We start from the raw sequence: 20,293 nt of genomic DNA, 5'->3' as shown, positions 1-20,293 counted from the left end.
GCTCCACCCACCCACCCCATCCACCCAGGAGCAACCCATCCATGACGCGCCATCTCTTCACCTCCGAATCCGTCACCGAGGGGCATCCTGACAAGATCGCCGATCGGGTCAGTGACGCCGTGCTCGATGCCTATCTCGCGCAGGATCCGTATGCGCGGGTCGCTGTCGAGACGCTCATCACCACCGGGCAGGTGCACCTCGCGGGGGAGGTCTCCTCCACCGCCTGTTTCGATGTGGCCTCGCTGGTGCGGCGGCAGATTCTCGACATCGGGTACGACCACTCCGTCAAGGGGTTCGACGGGGCCACCTGCGGGGTCTCCGTGTCCCTGGGGCAGCAGTCGCCGGACATCGCGCGGGGCGTGGACACCGACAGCGCGGCCGGGGATCCGCTGGACGCGCAGGGGGCCGGGGACCAGGGGCTGATGTTCGGGTACGCCTGCCGGGACACGCCGGAGCTGATGCCGTTGCCGGTGTCGCTCGCGCACCGGCTCGCGCAGCGGCTGACGGCCGTACGCAAGGACGGCACCGTCCCCTATCTGCGGCCGGACGGGAAGACTCAGGTCACCGTCGAGTACCAGGGGAGCCGGCCGGTCCGGCTGGACACGGTCGTCGTGTCCGCGCAGCACGCCGCCGACATCGACCTGGACACCTTCCTCGCGCCGGACATCCGGATGCACGTCATCGAGCCCGAGCTGGCCGCGCTGCGCGAGCGTGGCATCGAACTCGACACCGACGACTTCCGGGTCCTGGTCAACCCGACCGGCCGCTTCGAGATCGGCGGGCCGACCGGGGACGCCGGCCTGACCGGGCGGAAGATCATCGTCGACACCTACGGGGGAATGGCCCGGCACGGTGGCGGCGCCTTCTCCGGCAAGGACCCCTCCAAGGTGGACCGTTCGGCGGCGTACGCGATGCGCTGGGTCGCCAAGAACGTCGTCGCCTCCGGTCTCGCCGACCGCTGCGAACTTCAGGTCGCCTACGCGATCGGCAAGGCCGAGCCGGTCGGCCTGTTCGTCGAGACGTTCGGCACCGCCCGGGTCGCCGTCGACCGCATCAAGGACGCCGTCGCCGAGGTCTTCGACCTGCGTCCGGCGGCCATCATCCGCGACCTCGACCTGCTGCGCCCGATCTACGCCCAGACCGCCGCCTACGGCCACTTCGGCCGTGAGCTGCCCGACTTCACCTGGGAGCGCACGGACCGCGCCGACAAACTCCGCGCCGCCGCGGGCCTGGGCTGAGGAGGGAGCCGATCATGTACACCGACCCGCCCGTGCTCCCGCTGCCCGCGGGGCTTCCCGCGCCCGCCTTCGAGGTCACCTCCGGCGAACCCGACATGACCGAGCTGGCCGCCCTCACCCTCGTCCTGTACGCCTTCACCCAGTCCCGCCCCGAGTCCACGGAGGCCGCCCGTTCGGTGGCCGAGTGGTGGCGCCGGCGGCCGGGCGAGTACGGGACCGCCGGTTCCTGGCGGGACCGGAGGTGACCGTTCCTCCTCGCTGTCACGCGGTGAGCCCGCCGCCGTCCGGGACTGTCCCGGACGGCGGCGGGCTCCTTGTGCGGTGCAGGGCCGGGCTACGGCAGGAGCCCGTAGGCCGCGCCCAGGCCGACCACGACCGTGGCCGCGAGGGCGTGGCAGGTGTAGGTGACCCGGCCGGCCACCGGCCACCAGCCCCGGCGCCAGGCGACCACCGTGCAGATCAGGAGCAGGGCGGTGGCGGCGGCCGCGGCGGCGACCAGGTGGGGGATCAGGGTCAGCAGGGGCGAGTCGCCGACGAGGACGGTCCGGTTGAGGGCGTTGCCGTCGCCGGTGAGCCGGATGAAGCACACGGTGGCCGTGGCCAGGATCGCGCCGGTGAGCCAGGCCAGCGTCCAGGCGAGCCGGCCGCCGGGCGCCTTGGCCTTGCGGCGTCGTACGTACGCCACCAGCGGGAGGAGCAGGAGGGCCGCGCCGAGGACCGCGAGGCCGCCCAGCAGGGCCTGCTGGTGCAGGGCCGGCGACTGGTACCAGGGCAGCTTCTCGAAGACCTGCGTCGGATCGGAGGCCAGGGCCAGCCGGCCGTCGCGGAAGGCGATCCGGTCCTGCCCGGCGCGCTCCTGGAAGACGCCCGGCGCGACCGGCACCCAGTGCTGCTCGCCGACCCGCGGGTCGCGGGCCAGCCCGGTCGTGGTGAGCGCGCCGTCCGCGTCGGCGGTGACGTGCACGGAGGTGGTGAGCGCCGCGACCCGGGTCAGGTCGGAGGTGCTGGTGCGGGTGGTGCGGTAGTAGCCGGAGTAGGGGGAGGAGGCGGCCTCGTCCCGCTGGGCGAGCTGCGCGGCGGCGCCGGCCGAGGGCTTCCCGGCGGGCCTGCCGCGGTCGGTGGTCGTGCCGGACGGGGTGGCCGCGGCACCCTTGCCGCCGTCACCGAGCCGGTCGGCCACCCGGTTCACCAGTTCCTGGCCGGCGTAGGAGGCGCTGCCGTCGACGCCGTCGCCGTTGTAGACGACGTACACGCCGACTCCGGACGCGGGCAGCAGGGCCAGGTTGCCGTGGAAGCCGGGCAGGTCGCCGTCCTTCACCCACATGCGCTCACCGGCCCGCTGACGCTCCTCCAGCAGGTAGCCGACGCCGGGCAGCCGGGGGTCGTTGGCGAACTGGCGGTGCAGCATGGCGCGGGTGGAGGCGCGGGTGAGGACCGGGCCGCCGCCGTCGAGCAGGGCGCTCATCAGGCGGCCCATGTCGGCGGCGGTGGTGACCGCGCCGGCGCCGGTCGGCGTCCAGGCGCCGTACTGCCCGTCCTCGGCGCGCTGCCGGCCGCCGTCGGGCCGGTAGCCGAGGGCGAGGGTGTCGGCGGTGCGGGCGTCGGGCCGCGCGAAGGTGGTGCGGGTCATGCCGAGGGGGGTCAGGACGGCGCGGTCGATATAGGTGGCGAAGGGGGTCCCGGTCACCTGCTCGACCAGGTAACCGGCCAGCGCGACACCGTAGTTGTCGTAGCTCGCGACCTCACCGGGCGGACGAACCCGCTTCGGCTGGTGCTTGTCGAGGCTCTTGCCGAGCGCGCCCGCCGGCTCGGGCGAGGTGCCGCCGCGGCCGAGGATGCTGGTGTCGAATCCGGCGGTGTGCGTGAGCAGATGACGGACCGTCACCGGATGGCCCGGGTAGCTGTCCTTGATCTTGAAGGCGGTCAGGTACCGGTTGACGTCGGCGTCCAGGCTCAGTTTGCCCTTCTCCACCTGCTGGAGCACGGCGACCGCCGTGAACAGCTTGGCGTCGGAGGCCATGAAGTAGCCGGTCCGGCGCGGATCGCTGCGCACCTCGCGCTCCACGTCCGCCAGGCCGTACCCCTTGGTCAGCGTCCGACCGCCCCGGTCCACCACGACGACGGAGGCGCCGGGGATGCGGTAGTCGGCCAGCTGCTTCGGCACCAGTTCGTCCAGCAGGGCGGACAGGCTCCCGCCCCCCTGCCGTGCGGACGCCGTATTACCGGTACCGGTACCTGCGGCGGCCGGGGTCACCACGCACAGGACGGCGGCCACCACGGCCGCCACCAGGATGAGGATTCGCTCTCGGCTCGTCATGCCTTCCATTCCACCCGCCGAAGCCGTCGCGACCCATGGCCCTGTGTGGTGTCCGGGGTGTACCCAGGTACACCCCCCGAGAGGGGACAATGGTCCCGTGATCGGCGGCACGTGGCGCACCAGGATGTAACACGTAGGGCGGCAACGGGCCGCCGGATCTCAGGAGTTGTGGCATGAATATCGCCAAGGACGCACGTACCGCGGTCGCCGGACTTCCGCTGGCGGGACTGGCCGTCGTAGAGGTCTTCTTCTTCTCTCTTCTGGTCACCGCGATCTCCCTGCTCGGGGCGGGTATCGGCCTCTTCCTCATCCCGGCGGCGGCGATCGCCGCCCGCGGCACGGTGAACATCACCCGCCGGCTGGCCGGCGCCCGCCTGGAGGGCGGCATCCCCGAGCCGTACCTGCCGGAGCCGCCGCGCGAGGGCGGCCTCAAGAGCTGGTGGGCCCGCAACCAGTGGATCCTCACGGACCCGGCGACCTGGCGGGACCTCGCCTGGATGCTGGTCAACCCGGTCGTCGGACTCGTCCTGGTGCTCCTGCCGCTCACGCTGATCGCGTTCGGCGTCTTCGGCCTGCTGATGCCCATGCTGTGGGAGGACATCAGCGGCAGCGGCGGCAACAACTGGTACTGGTTCGTCAAGGTGACCGACAGTCAGAGCGCGCTGTACGCCCTCGGCCTGGGCATCCCGACCCTGCTGATCGGTCTCGCCTCGGCGCCCGCCCTGATGCGGGCCCACGCATCGCTCGCCCGCACCCTCCTCGCCCCCACCGAGACCTCCCGCAAGGTCCTGCACCTCACCCGCACCCGTTCCGAGGTCGTCAGCAGCTCCGCCGCCGAACTGCGCCGCATCGAGCGCGACCTGCACGACGGCGCCCAGGCCCGGCTCGTCGCCCTCGGCATGAACCTCGGCGTCGCCGAGCAACTCCTCGCCAAGGACCCGGAGGCGGTCCGCGCCATCCTCGCCGACACCCGCAAGGCCTCCGCCAGCGCCCTGACCGAGCTGCGCGACCTGATCCGTGGCATCCACCCGCCGGTCCTCGCCGACCGCGGTCTCGCCGACGCCGTCCGCGCCCTCGCCCTGGACAGCCCGCTCGACGTCTCCGTCACCGCCGAACTGCCCGGCCGCGCCGACGCCCCCGTCGAGTCCGCCCTCTACTTCGCCGTCTCCGAGATCCTCACCAACGCCGCCAAGCACGCCTCCCCGACCCACGTCGACGTCGACCTCTGGTACGCCGACGGCCGGATCCGCGCCCAGGTCAGCGACGACGGCCACGGCGGGGCCGACCCCTCGCGCGGCACCGGCCTGCGCGGCATCGAGCGCCGCCTCGCCGCCTTCGACGGGGTGCTCGCGGTCCACAGCCCGGTCGGCGGACCCACCACCCTCACCCTGGAGATCCCTTGCGCGTTGTCCTAGCCGAAGACCTGTTCCTCCTGCGCGACGGCCTGGTGAGGCTGCTGGAGGCGTACGACTTCGAGATCGTGGCCGCCGTCGACAACGGGCCCAGCCTCTTACGGGCCCTCGTCGACGAGCGGCCCGACGTCGCGGTCGTCGACGTACGCCTCCCGCCCACCTTCACCGACGAGGGACTCCAGGCCGCCCTCACCGCCCGCAGGCAGGTCCCGGGCCTGCCGGTGCTCGTCCTCTCCCAGTACGTCGAGCAGCTCTACGCGCGTGAGCTGCTCGCCGACGGCAGCGGCGGCATCGGCTACCTCCTCAAGGACCGCGTCTTCGACCCCGACCAGTTCGTGGAGTCCGTCCGCCGGGTCGCCGCCGGCGGCACCGCCATGGACCCCGACGTCGTCGCCAAACTCTTCGCCAAGGACAGCAACGGCCCCAAGGGCTCCCTCGCCCGCCTCACCCCCCGCGAGCGCGAGGTCCTGGCCCTGATGGCGGAGGGCCGCTCCAACGCCTCCATCGCCCAGGCCCTGGTGATCACCGAACGCTCCGTCATCAAACACACGTCCAACATCTTCGCGAAGCTGGACCTACCGGTCTCGGACGACGCGAACCGGCGGGTGCTGGCGGTGCTGGCGTTCCTCAGGTGACCGGACCGGAAGCGCGGTTCACGCGGAAACGCCTTGCTGGTAGAGCGCGGTCAGGCGGGTGTGTTCGTCGTCGCGGAAGGTCTGGACTTCGCGGCAGAGTGTGCTCATGACGAACTGACCGAGGGGCACGCACAGGTCCATGCGCTGGATGCAGACGCCGACCATGAACGGGCCGTTCTGGGCGCGGTAGAGGCGGATGCCGTAGTAGCCCTCCTGGCAGTCGTGGTCGTTGTTGAAGCGGCAGGTGGCGCAGGTGTCGGGCAGGCGGGTGGGGCGGATGGTCTTGGTGTCGAGGTGGTGGCCGTCGGGGAGGCGGTAGCGGGTGCGGCTGCCGGAGGCTCCGGCGGTGTGGATGTGCCGGACCGGCTGGGCGCCGAGACCGCCGAGGAGGTCCTGGACGGCGGTCATGGAGGCGTCGCCGTCCGTCAGGGAGGTCAGGACGCGAACGTTCACGTTCCGGCCGTAGGTCTCGATGATCCTCAGCACGCGGGGGATGTGGGTGTGGTCGGGGACGACGATGTTGGCGGAGACCTTCACCCCGTGGGACAAGGCGGTGTCCACCGTGGCGTGCAGGGCGGCGAGTTTGCGTTCGGCGAGGGCGGTGGAGGCGTAGCGGGCGGCCTGGACGGTGGCCAGTTCCTCCGGTGTGGTGCCGAAGACGGACAGGTTGATGCGGTCGAGTCCGGCGGCGGCGCATTCGGGGAGGACAGCAGCCCCGTTCTCCCCGTTGGAGGTGATGCCCACGGTCAGGCCGAAGCGGTGGGCGATGGCGACCAGTTCGGGGAGTCTGGGGTGGAGGGTGGGTTCACCGCCGGTGAAGTGGACTTCATCGGTGTCGACGCTGCCGCGCATGGCGGCCAGCGCGAGGGCGTAGTCGGTGTCGGGTTCGATGCGGGCGGGCAGGAAGTCGGCCCCGTTGGTACGTAGGTAGATCGACACCCGTCCGGTGGGGCCGGGGGTTCCGGTGAACTCCCCGGCGGTACGCCCGTGGTTGTCGGCGGTGACCGGAGTGCCCTCGTTGTGGCAGAAGGTGCAGGCCATCCCGCACGCGTCGATGACCTTCACACGGAGAGTGCGGTCCGGCCTGATTTCCACCGGCAGATCGGGTGAGCCGTGCATGGGGCCGCCTTCCAGGGGGCCGAGCGTCAGCGAGAGGGGAAGCGCAGGTCGGGGATGGTGGTCAGGTCGATGCCGTAGCGGGCGTACACGGCGGTGGTGTTCTGGCTCGTCAGCGCCGCGCGGTCCAGGCCGAGGCGCTTGGCTGCCGCCCAGACCTGCTCGGCGTCATCGCCCTCGATCTCCAGATACGGCGGGATCAGCGGCCAGGAGTCGATCTCCAGCCGGACTTCGTCCAGCAGCCAGGAGGAGCGCCGGTTCTCCTGGTACGCCTTCGCGATGAAACCGAGGCTGCCGAGAAGGGCGTTGGCCGTGTCGAAGTCGCCCACGGTCGTCTCGGTCTCGCGGGTGCCGTCCACGGCGTCGGAGGTGATCTCCTTGACGCACAGGGTCACTTCTCTGCCGGTGTCGCGCAGCCGGACCCAGCGGCTGGCATCGCCGGGTGCGATGTCGTAGACATACCGGCGCATCACGCGGTCGGTTACGTGGGTTCCTCCGGCAGCCGCGATGCGTTGCGCCATTTCGGCCGGGTCGATGTCCAGGGCCTTGGTCTCGTACTCGGTCTGTGTCGTCATTCCTCTGCCTTCAGTCGAGTGCGCGCAGCCCATGCAGTACGCGTCTCATCAGGTCGATGCTGGGGGGCTGGAACCGGGGCTGATGCGGGCGGGCGGATCGGTACATGGCGCCCACGGCCGGCCCGGTGGTCGCGGCTCCCCGTAACGGACGGGCGAGCCAGGAGTGTTCGGCTTCGAGGAGCAGTTGTATCGGACGCGGGCGACTGCGCGGGCGGCTTGCTCGTACAACCAGAACGGTGAGGAACGTCGCCGCGCAGACAGCCGTGGCCAGAGCGAGCCGGGCCTTCACGAGACCGGTCCGTTCAGCAGCAGGCGCGCCCACACCGTCTTGCCGACCGGTGTCCGCTCGCGGTGCCCGACGCTTTCGGCGAGTGCGGCGACCAGCAGGAGGCCCCGCCCGTGCTCGGCGTCAACGCCCGGCGCCACGGCTCGGGGTGGCGTATCGCTGACGTCGGAGACCTCGACCAGGCACTCCTTGCCGGTGACGCCGACCCGGACCTCGAAGTTCTGGTGGGGCACGTACGCGTACCGCACCGCGTTCGTCGCGAGTTCGCTGCACACCAGCACGGCGGTGTCCACGTCGTCCTCGCCGCAGCCCCACCTGGTCAAGGTCCGGTGTACCTGTCTGCGGACCAGCCCCACGCACCTCTCGTGGGGCGTGAACTCCATCCGCCATTCCATGTCGGATTCGCTCACGGGCCGACGTCCTTCGGCTCGCCGAGCGCCCGATAGCACAGGCGAGGGCCGGTGAAGGCGGTACGGGCATGGAGCCAGCGGGTGTTGTCCAGGACGTAGCCCTGGCCGGCGGCGAGCGTCAGTGTCCGCTGGTGGCGGGTGATCGCCGCACGCAGTACGGGCAGGTAGGGCTGGGCGAGCGGCGAGAACCGGGCCAGGCTGTCCCAGCGCAGCCGGATCAGGGGGCGCCCGTCCGGACCCGGGGTGAAGACCGAACCGAGGTGTCCGTCACCGCCGCCGAAGAACGCGCTGCGCGGTTCGCTGAGCGCGGCCAGCGCGTCCGGGTGGTGTTCGGCGAGATCGGCGTGCACGGCGTGGCCGTCGGCGAGCAGGCACTGCCCGCCGGTGGTCGCGGGCCGGGCGCAGACCAACATCATCAGCCGGGGCGGGTCAGCGAGGCTTGAGCGCTCGGTGTGCGGCAGCACTTCGCCGTTGCTCAGGCCGGCGAAGCCCTCGCGTCCGGCGTGCCGACCGGTGTCCTGGATGACGGTGAGGCCGTCGGGGTCGCTGTCCCGGTGAGGCGTGATGTGCATGACGTGGGCAGCGGCGTCGAGTGCGTCCCGCCGGGTGGCCAACTGTTCCAGAAGTGCCAACCCGGTGCTGTGCAGTTGGTCGACAGCAGCCGAAACCGCGCCCATGCTGGGCGGTCCGGGAAAGGGAAGCGCGTCTATGCCGGTCTTCGCCTTGACTACGACGCGCGTCATCGGAGAGTTCCTTCCGTCGTGGTGTGCCAGGCAGGTGGTCTCACTGTCGGGAGTCACGCACCGCCTCGTAAAGTGACAGATTGTCAACCCTGTTGGACGGTCGATCGGGGCTGTCAGGTGCCCGGTGCGTGTTACGTTCCGAACGTCTCGGCTCTGCCATCGCACCGATCCGTGAAGGACGCCATGACGTACACACCGCACACCTTTCCCGTCTCCGTGAAGGGCGTCGCCGTGGGCGGCGACGGCCGCGTGTTGCTGCTGCGCAACGAACGGGACGAGTGGGAACTGCCCGGTGGGCGGCTGGAGCTCGGTGAGTCCCCCGAGCAGTGCGTGGTTCGTGAAGTCGAGGAGGAATCCGGCTGGAAGGTTGCCGCCGGGCCGCTGCTGGACACGTGGGTGTACCAGCCGATCCCCGACCGGCACGTCCTGATCGTCACCTACGGCTGTACGGTCCTGACTCCGGACGTGTCTCCCGTTATCAGCCACGAGCACAAGGAAGTCGGGCTGTTCACGGTGGACGAGGTACCCGGCCTTCGGATGCCCGACGGATACAAGGCGTCGGTTGCCGCCTGGTACAAGCAGCAAACGGGGCGGTAAGCCCCTTTGGAGGCCGACGGCCGTCTGCCGGCTCCGAGGGCCGTGCTGCCGCACACCCTGTGGCACTGGGCGACCCCACAGGCTGAAGCCGTCCTCTCCACCCGCGACCTGGGACCGATTCTGCGGTTCTACCGGCAGATCCACTCTCTCTCGCAAGCCGCCCTCGGCGATCTTCTCGGCTACGACAAGACGTACGTCTCGCTGGTCGAGAACGGACGCCGCACCATCGACGACGTACCCTCGCGCCGCCGCATCGCCGCTGCTCTGTGCCTGCCGCCCCATGCGCTGGGAGTGACGGATCCGTCCGACGCGGATCACGTCGCGATGGTGCAGTTCGGGAACTCCACCGTCCGGCTCGCGGAGATCGTCCGCCAGAGCGGGCACGCGACCGAAGCGGTTGCCGAGTTGTGGCCGCTGGTGGCCCGACTGGAAGCCCAGGTCGCCGACGGTCACACCGAACGGGAACTCCTCACGCTGCTGGCACGCGCCCGCGTCGGACTGGGCGTTGCTCTTGGCCACGTCCTGCCCGAAGAACGACTGGTCACCGCCGCCCGCTGGACCGGCCAGGGACTGGCCATCGCCCGGTACTTGGACGATCCGGACATGTGCTCGTACGCCCTGCGGATGCACGGGAACGAGCTGCGCAAGGCCGGACTGATCGGAGCCGCCGTCGGCCGTCTCCACGAAGCCGTCGCTGTCGCACCTGATGACGACGGGCGCGCCTCGGCCCTGACTCTGCTCGCGCGCGCCGCCGGAGAGCTCGGCGATGGGACCCTCTTCGACGTGACGGTTCGGGACAACCGGGCGTTGCTCGAACAGGTTGCGCACACCTCGCTGGTGAACCCCTTCGCGTTGCACGAGATCCGGATGCGTGGCCTGGTCTCCACCGGACGCGGTGACCAGGCTGTACGCCTTGCCGGTGAGCAGTCCCCTGCCACCTCGGCAATCACGCCGCAGTGGCAGGTGATCGAACACGTCACAGCAGGCCGGGTCCTGCTGCTGCGTGGTGACCGGACCGGTGCTGCTGACCGGCTCGCGGCTGCCATCAGTGCCGCGCGCGCTCACCGGCTGCCGCACCAACTTCAGCGAGTTGTCCGCATCACCGGCCGGGTCCTGCCCGAACTCTGCGCGCGGGCGAGTCAGGCACTGGAGCGGCTGCGGCAGGAATTGGCCGCGTAACGGGCTGGTCCGGATCTGGACGACAGGTCGGGTCGATTTTGCATTCATGCAACCTCCAAGGCGTTGGCTTGCTCCGCGAGTTGTTGTGCCCTGTGGTCCCGCACGGTGGCCTGCCGCCTTCCGGGCATGACGGACGGCGGTGCACTGCCGGATTACTACGGGTCCATCGCGGCATGTAGTCGGTGCATGACGGAACGTAGGGCGCAACTTACATCCGTCGCAACCTGCATCCGGAAATTTCCACCGGAAGGGTTGCGTGCCAGGATGGGGCATCAGATTCCATGAGCCGATGAGGAACGGGCCGCATGCCGCAACGCAGCAACCCGACGGCACGCCAGGTCAGGCTTGGCACTGAACTGCGCAAGATGCGCGAGCGCGCCGGGATGACCGCGCGCGAGGCCGCCGTCGCAATCGGCTCGAACCACATGATGCTCAGCCACCAGGAAGCCGGACGTGCGGGCATCAGCGAGGGGCGCGTACTTCGCCTCGCGGAGATCTACGCCTGCGAGGACGAGCTCCTCGTCAACGCCTTGGTGGCCATGGCGAATGAGCGCGGCAAACGTTGGTGGCAGGCATACCGAGACCGGATCGCGTCCAGCTTCCTGGATGTCGCCGAACTCGAACACCACGCCACGCACATCCGCACCTATCAGGTCGTACACATCCCCGGCCTCTTCCAGACCGAGGAGTACATGCGTGCCATCTTCGGACTCTCGGCACCTCAACTCGCGGACGCGGAGCGGGAACTCCAGATCCAGCACCGGCTACAGCGCCGGCAACTCATCGAGCCCGAAGCGCGCGTCCCCCAGGAAGCGATCATTCACGAATCCGCGCTGCGCATGCGCTTCGGCGGACGCAAGGCGGCCCGCGCTCAGCTCGACCGCATCCTGGAGCTGGCGCACCGCGACAACATCTCCGTACGAGTCGTGACGTACGACGCCGAAGGGTTCGCAGGACTCGGCAGCCCCGTCATGTACGTGGGCGGAGCGGTACCCCAACTCGACACGGTCCAGCTCGACGCCTTGCACGGCGTCCTGTTTCTAGACGCAGAGGCCCAACTCGCTTGGTACCGCCTTCTCTTCGACCGTATGAGAGACATGGCGCTTACTGCCGAAGCGTCGCAAGACTTCATCCACCGCCTAGCGCGGCAGATCTAGACAGGAAAGGCGGCACCATGCCCGCACCCCTCGACTGGCAGAAGTCGTCGTTCTCCGGCGGAGGCGAAGGAAACGCCTGCCTGGAACTCGCCATCTCCGCCCACGCCCTGCAGCTCCGCGAGAGCGACGAACCCACCATCACCCTCATGACCACCCCTGCCGGACTTCAAGCACTCATTCACAGCTTGCGAACAGAGAGCTGAGGGTCCTGGACGAGCGCGCATCGCCGCCGACCGTCACCAGCCCGACAGCAAACCGCAGGTTCCGGAGTCCGGGCCTGCCTCAGGAGCTGAGCAGCTTGGCGAAGCAGCGGCTGTCGTCGTGGAAGCGGTAGTAGCCGAACTTGGTGCAGGGCTCGTAGCCGCTGGAGGCGTACAGCGCGATGGCCTCCGGCTGCTCGGTGCCCGTTTCCAGGACCATGCGCAGGCGGCCGGCCGCGCGGGCGTCCGCTTCCAGTTCGGCGAGCATGCGGCGGGCCAGTCCGTGCCCCCGCGCCTGCTTGACGACGAACATCCGCTTCAGCTCGGCGTCGCCGTCCTCATTGCCCTCGCCGTTCGCTTCCTGGCTGCGCCAGCCGCCCGTGGCGACCGGCCGGCCCAGCTCGTCGTAGGCGATGAGATACACGCCGCGTGGCGGATCGAAGTCCGCGGGCTCCAGCACCGTGGCGTCACCGCCGTCGCCGTAGCGCTCGTGGTACTCGGCCTGGACCTCGTCGTTCAGCTTCACGGCGTCGGGGTGGTCGAACGGAACGCGACGTATATTCATGCTGCTAACGGTACATCCATGCATAGCTAGGCGGCGGTGGAAAGTCTGGACCCCGTCCAGTGTGCCGGTATCGTGCCCGGGTGCTGACCGTGACCTCCGTAAACGTCAATGGGCTGAGGGCCGCCGCGAAGAAGGGCTTCGTGGAGTGGCTCGCCGACACCTCCGCCGATGTGCTGTGCCTCCAGGAGGTGCGCGCCGAATCCCAGCAACTGCCGGAGACGGTCCGCGCCCCCGAGGGATGGCACGTCACCCACGCCCCCGCCGCCGCCAAGGGCCGCGCGGGCGTCTCCCTCTACACCCGCCGCGAACCGGACGCCGTCCGCATCGGCTTCGGCTCCACCGAGTTCGACACGAGCGGCCGCTACGTCGAGGCCGACCTGCCGGGTGTGACGGTCGCCTCCCTCTATCTCCCCTCCGGTGAGGTCGGCACCGACCGCCAGGACGAGAAGGTCCGCTTCATGGACGAGTTCCTCGCCTACCTCAAGACCCTCCGCGAACGCGCCGCCGCCGACGGCCGCCAGGTCCTGGTCTGCGGCGACTGGAACATCGCCCACCAGCAGGCCGACCTGAAGAACTGGCGCTCCAACACCAAGAACTCCGGCTTCCTCCCCGAGGAGCGCGAGTGGCTGACCCAGGTCCTCACGCCCGAGGCGGGCGGTTACGTCGACGTGGTGCGCGCCCTCCACCCGGACGTGGCGGGGCCGTACACGTGGTGGTCGTACCGGGGGCGGGCCTTCGACAACGACTCGGGATGGAGGATCGATCTCCACGTGTCGACCCCCGGCCTCGCGGCCAAGGCCGTGAAGGGCCTCGTCGAGCGGGCGGCCACGCACGACGAGCGCTGGTCGGACCACGCGCCCGTCACGGTGGTGTACGACGTCTGACAGCCGAGCCGTCCGAAGCCAAGTGAGCCGCGACGAAAAGCCGCGGCCTACGACCGCTGAACCCGCCGCAACCGCCGGTCCAGCGCCAGCGAAAGCTCCGCCTCCACCACGCTGCGTGCCAGCGGGCGCAGGCGGGGCAGGGCCTCCTCGCCCGCGTGGCGGAGGATCACGGCGGTGAAGAGTTCGGCGAGGGCGTCGGCGTGGTCGCGGACGCGGGCGCCGGCGGTGAGGACCTCGGCGAGGGGGATGCCCTCGCGGACCAGGGCGGCGGAGACGTCCAGCAGACGGCGGCTGATGTGGACGATCTCGTCGCCGTCGGTGGCCAGGTAGCCGAGGTCGAGGGCGGCGGCGAGGTTCTCCGGGGTGACCTGGCCCTCGAAGCGGGCGGCGAGTTCCTCGGGGGTGAGGTGGATCGGCTCCTCCTCGGTGGGGCCGCCGACGCCGAGCAGGTCGGCGACGTCGCGGCCGTGGTCGAGGGCGTCGGCCAGTTCGGCGATGCCGGTGAGGGTGTGGCCGCGCTCCAGCAGCGCCGCGATCGTGCGCAGGCGGGCCAGGTGATGGTCGTCGTACCAGGCGATGCGGCCCTCGCGCCGGGGTGGCGCGAGCAGTTTGCGCTCACGGTAGAAGCGCAGGGTGCGCACCGTGATGCCGGCCTCCCTGGCCAGTTCCTCCGTCCGGTACTCCCGCGTGTCGGTCACCCGGGAAGCCTATGTCGTACCGTCAGTAACTTTCCCTCCCCCGGCCCCTACCCATCAGTACGGTGCTGCTCTACGCTCCGATTGCGCCAGTGTTCACTGGCGCGGTCGCAGCGAAGTGTGTCGCGAGGCAAGGAGGCGTCGGGATGGCGGAGCACGAGCACAAGCATGTGCGGGTGGCGGTGATCGGGTCCGGATTCGGCGGACTGGGGGCCGCGGTGCGGCTGCGCCGGGAGGGGATCACCGACTTCGTCGTCCTGGAGCGGGCGAGCGGCGTCGGCGGCACCTGGCGGGACAACAGCTACCCCGGGTGCGCCTGTGACGTGCCGTCCCACCTGTACTCCTTCTCCTTCGCGCCCAACCCCGACTGGCCGCGCACCTTCTCCGGGCAGGAGCACATCCGCGCCTACCTGGAGCATGTCGCGGACGTCTTCCGGCTGCGCCCGCACATCCGCTTCGACTCCGAGGTCAAGCGCATGGCCTGGGACCCGGCGCTGCTGCGCTGGGACATCGAGACCGCGAGCGGTCCGCTCTCCGCCGACGTCGTGGTGTCCGCCACCGGGCCGCTGTCCGATCCGAAGATCCCCGAGATCCCCGGCCTGGAGTCGTTCCCCGGCAAGGTCTTCCACTCCGCCCGCTGGGACCACGACTACGACCTCACCGGCAAGCGCGTCGCCATGGTCGGCACCGGCGCCTCGGCCATCCAGATCGTGCCCGCGATCCAGCCGAAGGTCGCCGGCCTCACCCTCTTCCAGCGCACCCCGCCGTGGGTGATGCCCCGCGTCGACCGGGCGATCAGCGGCGCCGAGCGCTGGCTGCACAAACAGGTGCCGTTCACCACGCAGGCCCGCCGCGGGCTGCTGTGGGGCATCCGCGAACTCCAGGTGCAGGCCTTCACCAAGCACCCCAACGAACTCGGCTTCGTCGAGCGGCTCGCCAAGGCGAACATGGCCCGCGCGGTCAAGGACCCGGCCCTGCGCGCCAAGCTCACCCCGGACTACCGCATCGGCTGCAAGCGGATCCTGCTGTCCAGCGAGTACTACCCGGCGCTCACCCGCCCGAATGTGGACGTCGTGGCGAGCGGGCTGCGCGAGATCCGCGGAAACACCCTGGTCGCCGCCGACGGCAGCGAGGCCGAGGTCGACGCGATCGTCTTCGGCACCGGTTTCCGCGTCACGGACATGCCGATCGCCGAGCGGGTCGTCGGCGCGGACGGGCGGACCCTCGCGGAGAGCTGGAAGGAGGGCATGGAGTCGCTGCGCGGCGCCGCCGCCGCCGGCTTCCCCAACTGGATGACGATCATCGGCCCCAACACCGGCCTCGGGAACTCCTCCATGATCCTCATGATCGAGTCCCAGCTGAACTACATGGCCGACTACCTCCGCCAGCTCGACGTCCTCGGAGGCCGGGCGGCCCTCGACGCACGCCCGAGCGCCGTGCACGCCTGGAACCGGCGGGTGCAGGACCGTATGACGCGCACGGTGTGGAACACCGGCGGCTGCACCAGCTGGTACCTGGACGCGGGCGGCCGCAACACCACCATCTGGCCGGGCACCACGAGCGAGTTCCGCCGCGCGACCCGGCGGGTGGACCTCGCCGAGTACGAGGTCCTGCGCGCCCCGGCCAACCAGGACGCCCCGGCTGCCAGGGAGGCCTCAGCCGCCGAGGACGCCTCGGCTGCCAAGGAGGCCCCGGCCGCCGGGGAGACCGCCGACCGTGCCGAGCGCCCTGAGGTGACCGCGTGACGACCACCCTCGCCCCCGGCGCGTACGCCGCGCCCGTCCCCACCCGCGTCCTGACCGCCCGTTCCGCCGACGGCACCGCACTGCACGTCGAGGTGCACGGCCCGGACAATGCCCCGGACAGCGCCCCCGGCAACGCCCCGGCGGTCGTCCTCGCGCACGGCTGGACCTGCTCGACGGCCTTCTGGGCGGCGCAGATACGCGCCCTGTCCGCCGACCACCGGGTCATCGCCTACGACCAGCGCGGCCACGGCCGGACCCCGGCGAGCCCGGCGTGCAGTGCCGACCTGCTCGCCGACGACCTCGAAGCCGTCCTCACCGCGACGCTCGCGCCGGGCGAGAAGGCCGTGATCGCCGGGCACTCCATGGGCGGCATGACCATCATGGCCGCCTCCGCCCGGCCCGCGTTCCGGGACCACGCGGCGGCCGTCCTGCTGTGCAGCACGGGCAGTTCGCGGCTGGTCGCCGAGTCCACCGTCGTACCGATCCGGGCGGGCAGGCTGCGGACCTGGCTGACCGGGCACATCCTCGGCTCACGGGCGCCCCTCGGCCCGGTCACGCCCGTCGCCCGCCGGATCCTCAAGTACGCCACCATGGGCGCCGGTTCGGCGCCGCACATGGTGGAGGCCTGCGCGCGGATCGTGCACGCCTGCCCGCGCCGGGTCCGGCACGCCTGGTCGAACGTCCTTCACCTGCTCGATCTCGACCACGCCGTACGGGAGTTGCGGGTACCGGCGGCGGTGATCGTGGGCTCGGCGGACCGGATGACCCCGCCCGTGCACTCCCGCCGGATCGCCGAGGCGCTGCCGCGGTGCGTCGGCCTCACGGAACTGCCCGGCCTCGGCCACATGACGCCGGTGGAGGCCCCGGAGCTGGTCACCGGCACGATCCGGGACCTCGTCACCACCCACATAGCCACGAAGGAGGGCGCATGACCAAGGTCAGCCTCGAAGGACAGGTCGCGGTCGTCACCGGCGCCGCGCGGGGCGTCGGCGAACTCCTCGCCCGCAAGCTCTCCGCACGGGGGGCGACCGTCGCGCTGGTCGGTCTGGAGCCGGACGCGCTCAAGCAGGTCGCGGAGCGGCTGCACGGCGACAGCGGCCACTGGTACGCCGACGTCACCGACCATGTCGCGATGGCCCGGGTCGCCCAGGAGGTGAAGGAACGCTTCGGCAAGGTGGACATCGTGGTCGCCAACGCGGGCGTGGCCAGCGGCGGCCCGTTCGTCGACTCCGACCCGGACGCCTGGCGACGGGTCATCGAGGTCAACCTCATCGGCTCGGCCGTCACCGCCCGCGCCTTCCTGCCGGCCCTCATGGAGAGCCGCGGCTACCTCCTCCAGATCGCCTCCCTCGCGGCGATCACCCCGGCCCCGATGATGACGGCGTACTGCGCCTCCAAGTCGGGCGTGGAGGCGTACGCGCACAGCCTGCGCGGCGAGGTCGGCCACAAGGGCGTACGGGTGGGCGTCGGTTACCTGTCCTGGACCGACACCGACATGGTGCGCGGCGCCGACCAGGAGGACGTGATGCGGGAGTTGCGGCAGCGGCTGCCCTGGCCGTCGAACAAGACGTACCCGCTCGGCCCGGCCGTGGACCGGATCGTCGCCGGGATCGAGCGCCGTTCCCCGCACGTGTACGGGCAGTGGTGGCTGCGCGGCATGCAGGGGGTCCGCGGATATCTGCCCGCGCTCATCGGGACCGTCGGGCAACGGGAGATGAAGCGGTTCGAGCCCCGGCTGCGGGGCATGCGGACGGGCCTGGTCGGAGCGGGTGGCGCGGCCGACGAACAGGCCCGCGCTACGCAGCGTAGTTGATCGAAATGCGCGGAATGTCCTGCCGTGTGAATCTGGTCGAGGCCCGACCAAGGGCCAATCCCCCTCACCCTCATTCGGGAGTGAACCCACATGGGTATGAAGGACAAGTTCCAGGACCAGGCCGAGCAGTGGCAGGACAAGGCCAAGCAGAAGATGGACCAGACGAAGGAACAGGCCAAGGAGCGCGGGCGTCAGCCGGGCGAGCGTGAGCGCGGCCAGGACCCGCAGCGCCGCGAGCAGGACCCGCAGCGTCGCGAGCAGGACCCGCAGCGCACGGCTCGTGAGGAGGAGGACCGCTACGACGCGGACTTCGACCCCGAGTCGATGCGGTAACGCTGCCGCTGGGCTCGAGCGCAGAGGGGTGCCCTCCGTTATGGGGGGCACCCCGCGTTCGTGTGCCTGCCGGGGGGCGCGTTGTCGGGTGCGGGTGGTGGTGGGCTGGACGCGCAGTTCCCCGCGCCCCTTGGGGAGTTGCGGCGCCGTCGGCCCAAGAGGGCACCCGGCGACCATGCGGACATGCGGACATGCGGACATGCGGCTGGACAGCTCACCCAGGGGCGCGGGGAGCTGCCCGGCCGGCCCCCACCGGGCCGCACCCGGCAACGCGCCCTCAAAGCCCCCGCGGGGGCAGCCGAGGACGGGACCGGTCAGGGACGTCGGCGAGGCTCGGCGGAGACGCCGGGGGCTCCGTTTCCAGCAGGGCCAGCGCCAACGACACCGCGTCGTCGAGCTGGGCGTGCCGTCCCTCCGCCCAGTCGAGCGGGGTCCGCAGGATCTCCAGGTCGGGGGCGACTCCGTGGTTCTCCACGGACCACCCGTACGCGTCGAACCAGGCCGCGTTCATCGGTACGGTGATGACCGACCCGTCGCCGAGCCGGTGCCGTCCGGTCATGCCGACGACCCCGCCCCAGGTCCGCTGCCCCACGACGGGGCCGAGTTTCAGCAGCTTGAACGCGGCCGTGATCATGTCGCCGTCGGAGGAGGTCGCCTCGTCGGCGAGGGCGACGACGGGCCCGCGGGGTGCGTCGGAGGCGTAGGACACGGGCTGGGCGTCGCGGGTGAGGTCCCAGCCGAGGATGGTGCGGGTGAGTTTCTCCACGACGAGTTCGCTGATGTGCCCGCCCGCGTTGCCGCGGACGTCCACGATCAGCGCGGGCCGGGACATCTCCATCCGCAGGTCGCGGTTGAACTGGGCCCAGCCGGAGCCGCCCATGTCGGGGATGTGCAGATAGCCGCACCGGCCGCCGCTCAACTCCCGTACGACCTCCCGGCGTTTGGCGACCCAGTCCTGGTAGCGCAGGGGCCGTTCGTCGAGGAGGGGGACGACGGCGACCCGCCGGGGCCGCCCCTGCCGGCCCTCGGCGGGGGTGAACGTCAGCTCCACGGTCGTACCGCCCGCTCCCGCCAGCAGCGGGTAGGGGCCGGTGACCGGGTCCACCGGCCGGCCGTCGACATGGGTGAGGACCGCGCCCTCGCGGATGCCGGTGCCGGCCAGCGGTGAGCGTGCCTTGGAGTCGGAGGAGTCGCCGGGCAGGATCCGCCTGACCGTCCAGCGGCCGTCCCTGCACACGAGGTTGGCGCCGAGGAGGCCCTGCCGGCGCTGGTAGTGGGGCGGGCCCTCGTTGCGGCGGGCGGCGGTGACGTAGGCGTGGGAGGTGCCGAGTTCGCCGAGGACCTCACGGAGCAGGTCGGCGAACTCGTCGGGGGAGGCGACCCGTTCGACCAGGGGCCGGTACTGGTCGAGGACCGCGTCCCAGTCGATGCCGCACATCCCCGGGTCCCAGAAGTAGGCGCGGATGAGCCGGCCCGCCTCCGCGTAGGCCTGCCGCCACTCGGCACCGGGGTCGACCTCGTGGAGGATGCGGCGCAGGTCGATCCAGACGGTGGAGTCGGCGTCGCCGGACTCGGTGGAGGGCACCGCGCGCAGCTCGCCCTCGTCGACGACGACGAGCCGGCTGCCGTCGCCGCTGACCGCGAACCAGTCGAGGTGGCCGACGAGTTCGGACTTCTTGGCCTTGCCCAGGTGGAAGTGCTCCAGCGTCGGCCGCCCGCTGGTGTCGTCCGGGTTGGCGAAGGTCTCGCCGAGCGCCCCGGAGATCGGCCAGCGCAGCCAGACCAGGCCGCCGCCCGCGACCGGGAACAGCGCCGAGTACTTGGAGGCGGTCACCGGGAACGGTGTCACCCGGCTGGCCAGGCCCTCGACCTCGACGATCACCGTGCCGTCGCCGCCCTCGTCCTCGACCGGGTCCAGCCCGCCCGCGGCCGGCCGTCCCTCGGGGGTGAGGGCGAAGGGGGACGGGGTCGCGGAGTTCAGCGGCACCAGGTAGGGCCGGCAGCCGAGGGGGAAGGAGAGGTCGCCGGTGTGGACGTCGTACACCGGGTCGAAGCCGCGCCAGGAGAGGAAGGCGAGGTAGCGGCCGTCGCGGGTGAAGACCGGGTTCTCGTCCTCGAAGCGGCCGTTCGTGACGTCGACGATCAGTCCGTCGACGCCCGCGCCTGCGCCCGCGCCCGTTCCATCGCCCGGTCCGCGGCCTGGTCCGCCGCCCGTGCCGAGCCCCGGGATCCGGGCCATCTTGATCTGCCGCAGCGACCGCCCGATCCCCGGATGAGACCAGGTCAGCCAGGCCCCGTCCGGAGAGAACGCGAGATCGCGCACGGGCCCGTTGACCGACCGGATCAGCTCGACGACGTCACCGTCCGGGCCGTCGGTCTCCCCAGAGGACCCC

At 71.1% G+C, this 20,293-nt stretch carries 21 protein-coding genes; 13 read left to right on the top strand and 8 right to left on the bottom strand.

Going from position 1 to position 20,293, the window contains the following annotated elements; genetic code table 11:
• Nucleotides 1-41 precede the first annotated feature (41 nt).
• Together metK and P1P75_RS27005 are read left to right on the top strand one after the other, a co-directional pair.
• On the top strand, nucleotides 42-1,238 hold the full coding sequence (gene metK, locus P1P75_RS27010; protein WP_319259968.1) for a methionine adenosyltransferase: 1,197 nt from the start codon (nucleotides 42-44) through the stop codon (nucleotides 1,236-1,238).
• A gap of 14 nt (nucleotides 1,239-1,252) precedes the next feature.
• Nucleotides 1,253-1,483 carry an acyl-CoA carboxylase subunit epsilon gene (locus tag P1P75_RS27005; protein ID WP_319259964.1) on the top strand — a complete coding sequence of 77 codons (231 nt, stop codon included), beginning with the start codon at nucleotides 1,253-1,255 and terminating at the stop codon, nucleotides 1,481-1,483.
• Nucleotides 1,484-1,572: 89 nt separating this feature from the next.
• Here P1P75_RS27005 and P1P75_RS27000 read toward each other — a convergent pair whose 3' ends face one another.
• Entirely contained in the window at nucleotides 1,573-3,555 is a 1,983-nt protein-coding gene (locus P1P75_RS27000) for a serine hydrolase domain-containing protein (RefSeq protein WP_319259962.1), read from the bottom strand.
• 173 nt (nucleotides 3,556-3,728) lie between these two features.
• Between P1P75_RS27000 and P1P75_RS26995 the strand changes: the two genes are divergently transcribed.
• Both P1P75_RS26995 and P1P75_RS26990 read left to right on the top strand, forming a co-directional pair.
• Entirely contained in the window at nucleotides 3,729-4,970 is a 1,242-nt protein-coding gene (locus P1P75_RS26995; protein ID WP_319259959.1) for a sensor domain-containing protein, read from the top strand.
• Nucleotides 4,955-5,602, top strand: a complete 648-nt coding sequence (locus P1P75_RS26990) for a response regulator transcription factor (RefSeq protein WP_319259957.1) — start codon at nucleotides 4,955-4,957, stop codon at nucleotides 5,600-5,602. Before P1P75_RS26995 ends, P1P75_RS26990 begins: the two co-directional genes overlap by 16 nt.
• Nucleotides 5,603-5,620: 18 nt before the next feature.
• On the opposite strand, the gene P1P75_RS26985 is transcribed toward P1P75_RS26990, so the two are convergent.
• The 4 genes from P1P75_RS26985 to P1P75_RS26970 form a co-directional block, all read right to left on the bottom strand.
• A complete protein-coding gene (locus P1P75_RS26985) occupies nucleotides 5,621-6,721 on the bottom strand; it encodes a radical SAM protein (RefSeq protein WP_319259955.1) in 1,101 nt (366 codons plus the stop codon).
• A gap of 26 nt (nucleotides 6,722-6,747) precedes the next feature.
• Complete coding sequence (locus tag P1P75_RS26980) at nucleotides 6,748-7,293, bottom strand: class IV adenylate cyclase (RefSeq protein WP_319259953.1); 546 nt, start codon at nucleotides 7,291-7,293, stop codon at nucleotides 6,748-6,750.
• 285 nt (nucleotides 7,294-7,578) lie between these two features.
• On the bottom strand, nucleotides 7,579-7,989 hold the full coding sequence (locus tag P1P75_RS26975) for an ATP-binding protein (protein ID WP_319259951.1): 411 nt from the start codon (nucleotides 7,987-7,989) through the stop codon (nucleotides 7,579-7,581).
• A complete protein-coding gene (locus tag P1P75_RS26970) occupies nucleotides 7,986-8,732 on the bottom strand; it encodes a TauD/TfdA family dioxygenase (protein ID WP_319259949.1) in 747 nt (248 codons plus the stop codon). The genes P1P75_RS26975 and P1P75_RS26970 overlap by 4 nt, the downstream gene beginning before the upstream one ends.
• A 183-nt stretch (nucleotides 8,733-8,915) precedes the next feature.
• On the opposite strand from P1P75_RS26970, the gene P1P75_RS26965 reads away from it, so the two are divergent.
• From P1P75_RS26965 to P1P75_RS26950, 4 genes are all read left to right on the top strand, one after another.
• The gene (locus P1P75_RS26965; protein WP_319259947.1) at nucleotides 8,916-9,329 is read left to right on the top strand and encodes an NUDIX hydrolase; all 414 of its coding nucleotides are present in this window, start codon (nucleotides 8,916-8,918) and stop codon (nucleotides 9,327-9,329) included.
• Between the two features lie 42 nt (nucleotides 9,330-9,371).
• Nucleotides 9,372-10,508, top strand: coding sequence for a helix-turn-helix domain-containing protein (locus P1P75_RS26960; protein WP_319259945.1), 1,137 nt, complete (start codon nucleotides 9,372-9,374; stop codon nucleotides 10,506-10,508).
• A gap of 305 nt (nucleotides 10,509-10,813) precedes the next feature.
• Entirely contained in the window at nucleotides 10,814-11,665 is an 852-nt protein-coding gene (locus P1P75_RS26955) for a helix-turn-helix transcriptional regulator (RefSeq protein WP_319259943.1), read from the top strand.
• A gap of 17 nt (nucleotides 11,666-11,682) precedes the next feature.
• Nucleotides 11,683-11,868: a DUF397 domain-containing protein gene (locus P1P75_RS26950; protein WP_319259941.1), complete on the top strand. Its 186-nt coding sequence runs from the start codon at nucleotides 11,683-11,685 to the stop codon at nucleotides 11,866-11,868.
• 79 nt (nucleotides 11,869-11,947) lie between these two features.
• On the opposite strand, the gene P1P75_RS26945 is transcribed toward P1P75_RS26950, so the two are convergent.
• Nucleotides 11,948-12,430, bottom strand: coding sequence for a GNAT family N-acetyltransferase (locus tag P1P75_RS26945; RefSeq protein ID WP_319259939.1), 483 nt, complete (start codon nucleotides 12,428-12,430; stop codon nucleotides 11,948-11,950).
• 80 nt (nucleotides 12,431-12,510) lie between these two features.
• Here P1P75_RS26945 and P1P75_RS26940 point away from each other — a divergent pair, with 80 nt between their 5' ends.
• Nucleotides 12,511-13,314 carry an exodeoxyribonuclease III gene (locus tag P1P75_RS26940; RefSeq protein WP_319259936.1) on the top strand — a complete coding sequence of 268 codons (804 nt, stop codon included), beginning with the start codon at nucleotides 12,511-12,513 and terminating at the stop codon, nucleotides 13,312-13,314.
• A gap of 47 nt (nucleotides 13,315-13,361) precedes the next feature.
• On the opposite strand, the gene P1P75_RS26935 is transcribed toward P1P75_RS26940, so the two are convergent.
• Entirely contained in the window at nucleotides 13,362-14,012 is a 651-nt protein-coding gene (locus P1P75_RS26935) for a MerR family transcriptional regulator (RefSeq protein ID WP_319259933.1), read from the bottom strand.
• Between the two features lie 143 nt (nucleotides 14,013-14,155).
• On the opposite strand from P1P75_RS26935, the gene P1P75_RS26930 reads away from it, so the two are divergent.
• The 4 genes from P1P75_RS26930 (at nucleotide 14,156) to P1P75_RS26915 (ending at nucleotide 17,900) form a co-directional block, all read left to right on the top strand.
• Entirely contained in the window at nucleotides 14,156-15,754 is a 1,599-nt protein-coding gene (locus P1P75_RS26930) for an NAD(P)/FAD-dependent oxidoreductase (RefSeq protein ID WP_319259930.1), read from the top strand.
• Nucleotides 15,751-16,686, top strand: coding sequence for an alpha/beta hydrolase (locus P1P75_RS26925; RefSeq protein WP_319259927.1), 936 nt, complete (start codon nucleotides 15,751-15,753; stop codon nucleotides 16,684-16,686). Before P1P75_RS26930 ends, P1P75_RS26925 begins: the two co-directional genes overlap by 4 nt.
• Complete coding sequence (locus P1P75_RS26920; protein WP_319259925.1) at nucleotides 16,683-17,567, top strand: SDR family oxidoreductase; 885 nt, start codon at nucleotides 16,683-16,685, stop codon at nucleotides 17,565-17,567. Before P1P75_RS26925 ends, P1P75_RS26920 begins: the two co-directional genes overlap by 4 nt.
• 90 nt (nucleotides 17,568-17,657) lie before the next feature.
• The gene (locus P1P75_RS26915) at nucleotides 17,658-17,900 is read left to right on the top strand and encodes a hypothetical protein (protein ID WP_319259922.1); all 243 of its coding nucleotides are present in this window, start codon (nucleotides 17,658-17,660) and stop codon (nucleotides 17,898-17,900) included.
• Between the two features lie 277 nt (nucleotides 17,901-18,177).
• Here P1P75_RS26915 and P1P75_RS26910 read toward each other — a convergent pair.
• A partial coding sequence (locus P1P75_RS26910) for a S41 family peptidase (RefSeq protein WP_319259919.1) occupies nucleotides 18,178-20,293 on the bottom strand: 2,116 nt, incomplete at its 5' end.

Source organism: Streptomyces sp. ID05-39B, from assembly GCF_033794725.1.
GTDB lineage: Bacteria > Actinomycetota > Actinomycetes > Streptomycetales > Streptomycetaceae > Streptomyces > Streptomyces bobili.
The sequence above is the reverse complement of the archived record's forward strand: the minus strand, read 5'-3'. Positions and strand labels throughout refer to the sequence as shown.

What these genes read in the sequence shown, in the direction of transcription:
- P1P75_RS26970 (WP_319259949.1), bottom strand. Translation starts at nt 8,732, where the DNA reads ATGACGCGCGTCGTAGTCAAGGCGAAGACCGGCATAGACGCGCTTCCC.
- P1P75_RS26915 (WP_319259922.1), top strand. Translation starts at nt 17,658, where the DNA reads ATGGGTATGAAGGACAAGTTCCAGGACCAGGCCGAGCAGTGGCAGGAC.
- P1P75_RS27005 (WP_319259964.1), top strand. Translation starts at nt 1,253, where the DNA reads ATGTACACCGACCCGCCCGTGCTCCCGCTGCCCGCGGGGCTTCCCGCG.
- P1P75_RS26930 (WP_319259930.1), top strand. Translation starts at nt 14,156, where the DNA reads ATGGCGGAGCACGAGCACAAGCATGTGCGGGTGGCGGTGATCGGGTCC.
- P1P75_RS26995 (WP_319259959.1), top strand. Translation starts at nt 3,729, where the DNA reads ATGAATATCGCCAAGGACGCACGTACCGCGGTCGCCGGACTTCCGCTG.
- P1P75_RS26980 (WP_319259953.1), bottom strand. Translation starts at nt 7,293, where the DNA reads ATGACGACACAGACCGAGTACGAGACCAAGGCCCTGGACATCGACCCG.
- P1P75_RS26920 (WP_319259925.1), top strand. Translation starts at nt 16,683, where the DNA reads ATGACCAAGGTCAGCCTCGAAGGACAGGTCGCGGTCGTCACCGGCGCC.
- P1P75_RS26965 (WP_319259947.1), top strand. Translation starts at nt 8,916, where the DNA reads ATGACGTACACACCGCACACCTTTCCCGTCTCCGTGAAGGGCGTCGCC.
- P1P75_RS26950 (WP_319259941.1), top strand. Translation starts at nt 11,683, where the DNA reads ATGCCCGCACCCCTCGACTGGCAGAAGTCGTCGTTCTCCGGCGGAGGC.
- P1P75_RS26985 (WP_319259955.1), bottom strand. Translation starts at nt 6,721, where the DNA reads ATGCACGGCTCACCCGATCTGCCGGTGGAAATCAGGCCGGACCGCACT.
- P1P75_RS26945 (WP_319259939.1), bottom strand. Translation starts at nt 12,430, where the DNA reads ATGAATATACGTCGCGTTCCGTTCGACCACCCCGACGCCGTGAAGCTG.
- P1P75_RS27000 (WP_319259962.1), bottom strand. Translation starts at nt 3,555, where the DNA reads ATGACGAGCCGAGAGCGAATCCTCATCCTGGTGGCGGCCGTGGTGGCC.
- metK (WP_319259968.1), top strand. Translation starts at nt 42, where the DNA reads ATGACGCGCCATCTCTTCACCTCCGAATCCGTCACCGAGGGGCATCCT.
- P1P75_RS26955 (WP_319259943.1), top strand. Translation starts at nt 10,814, where the DNA reads ATGCCGCAACGCAGCAACCCGACGGCACGCCAGGTCAGGCTTGGCACT.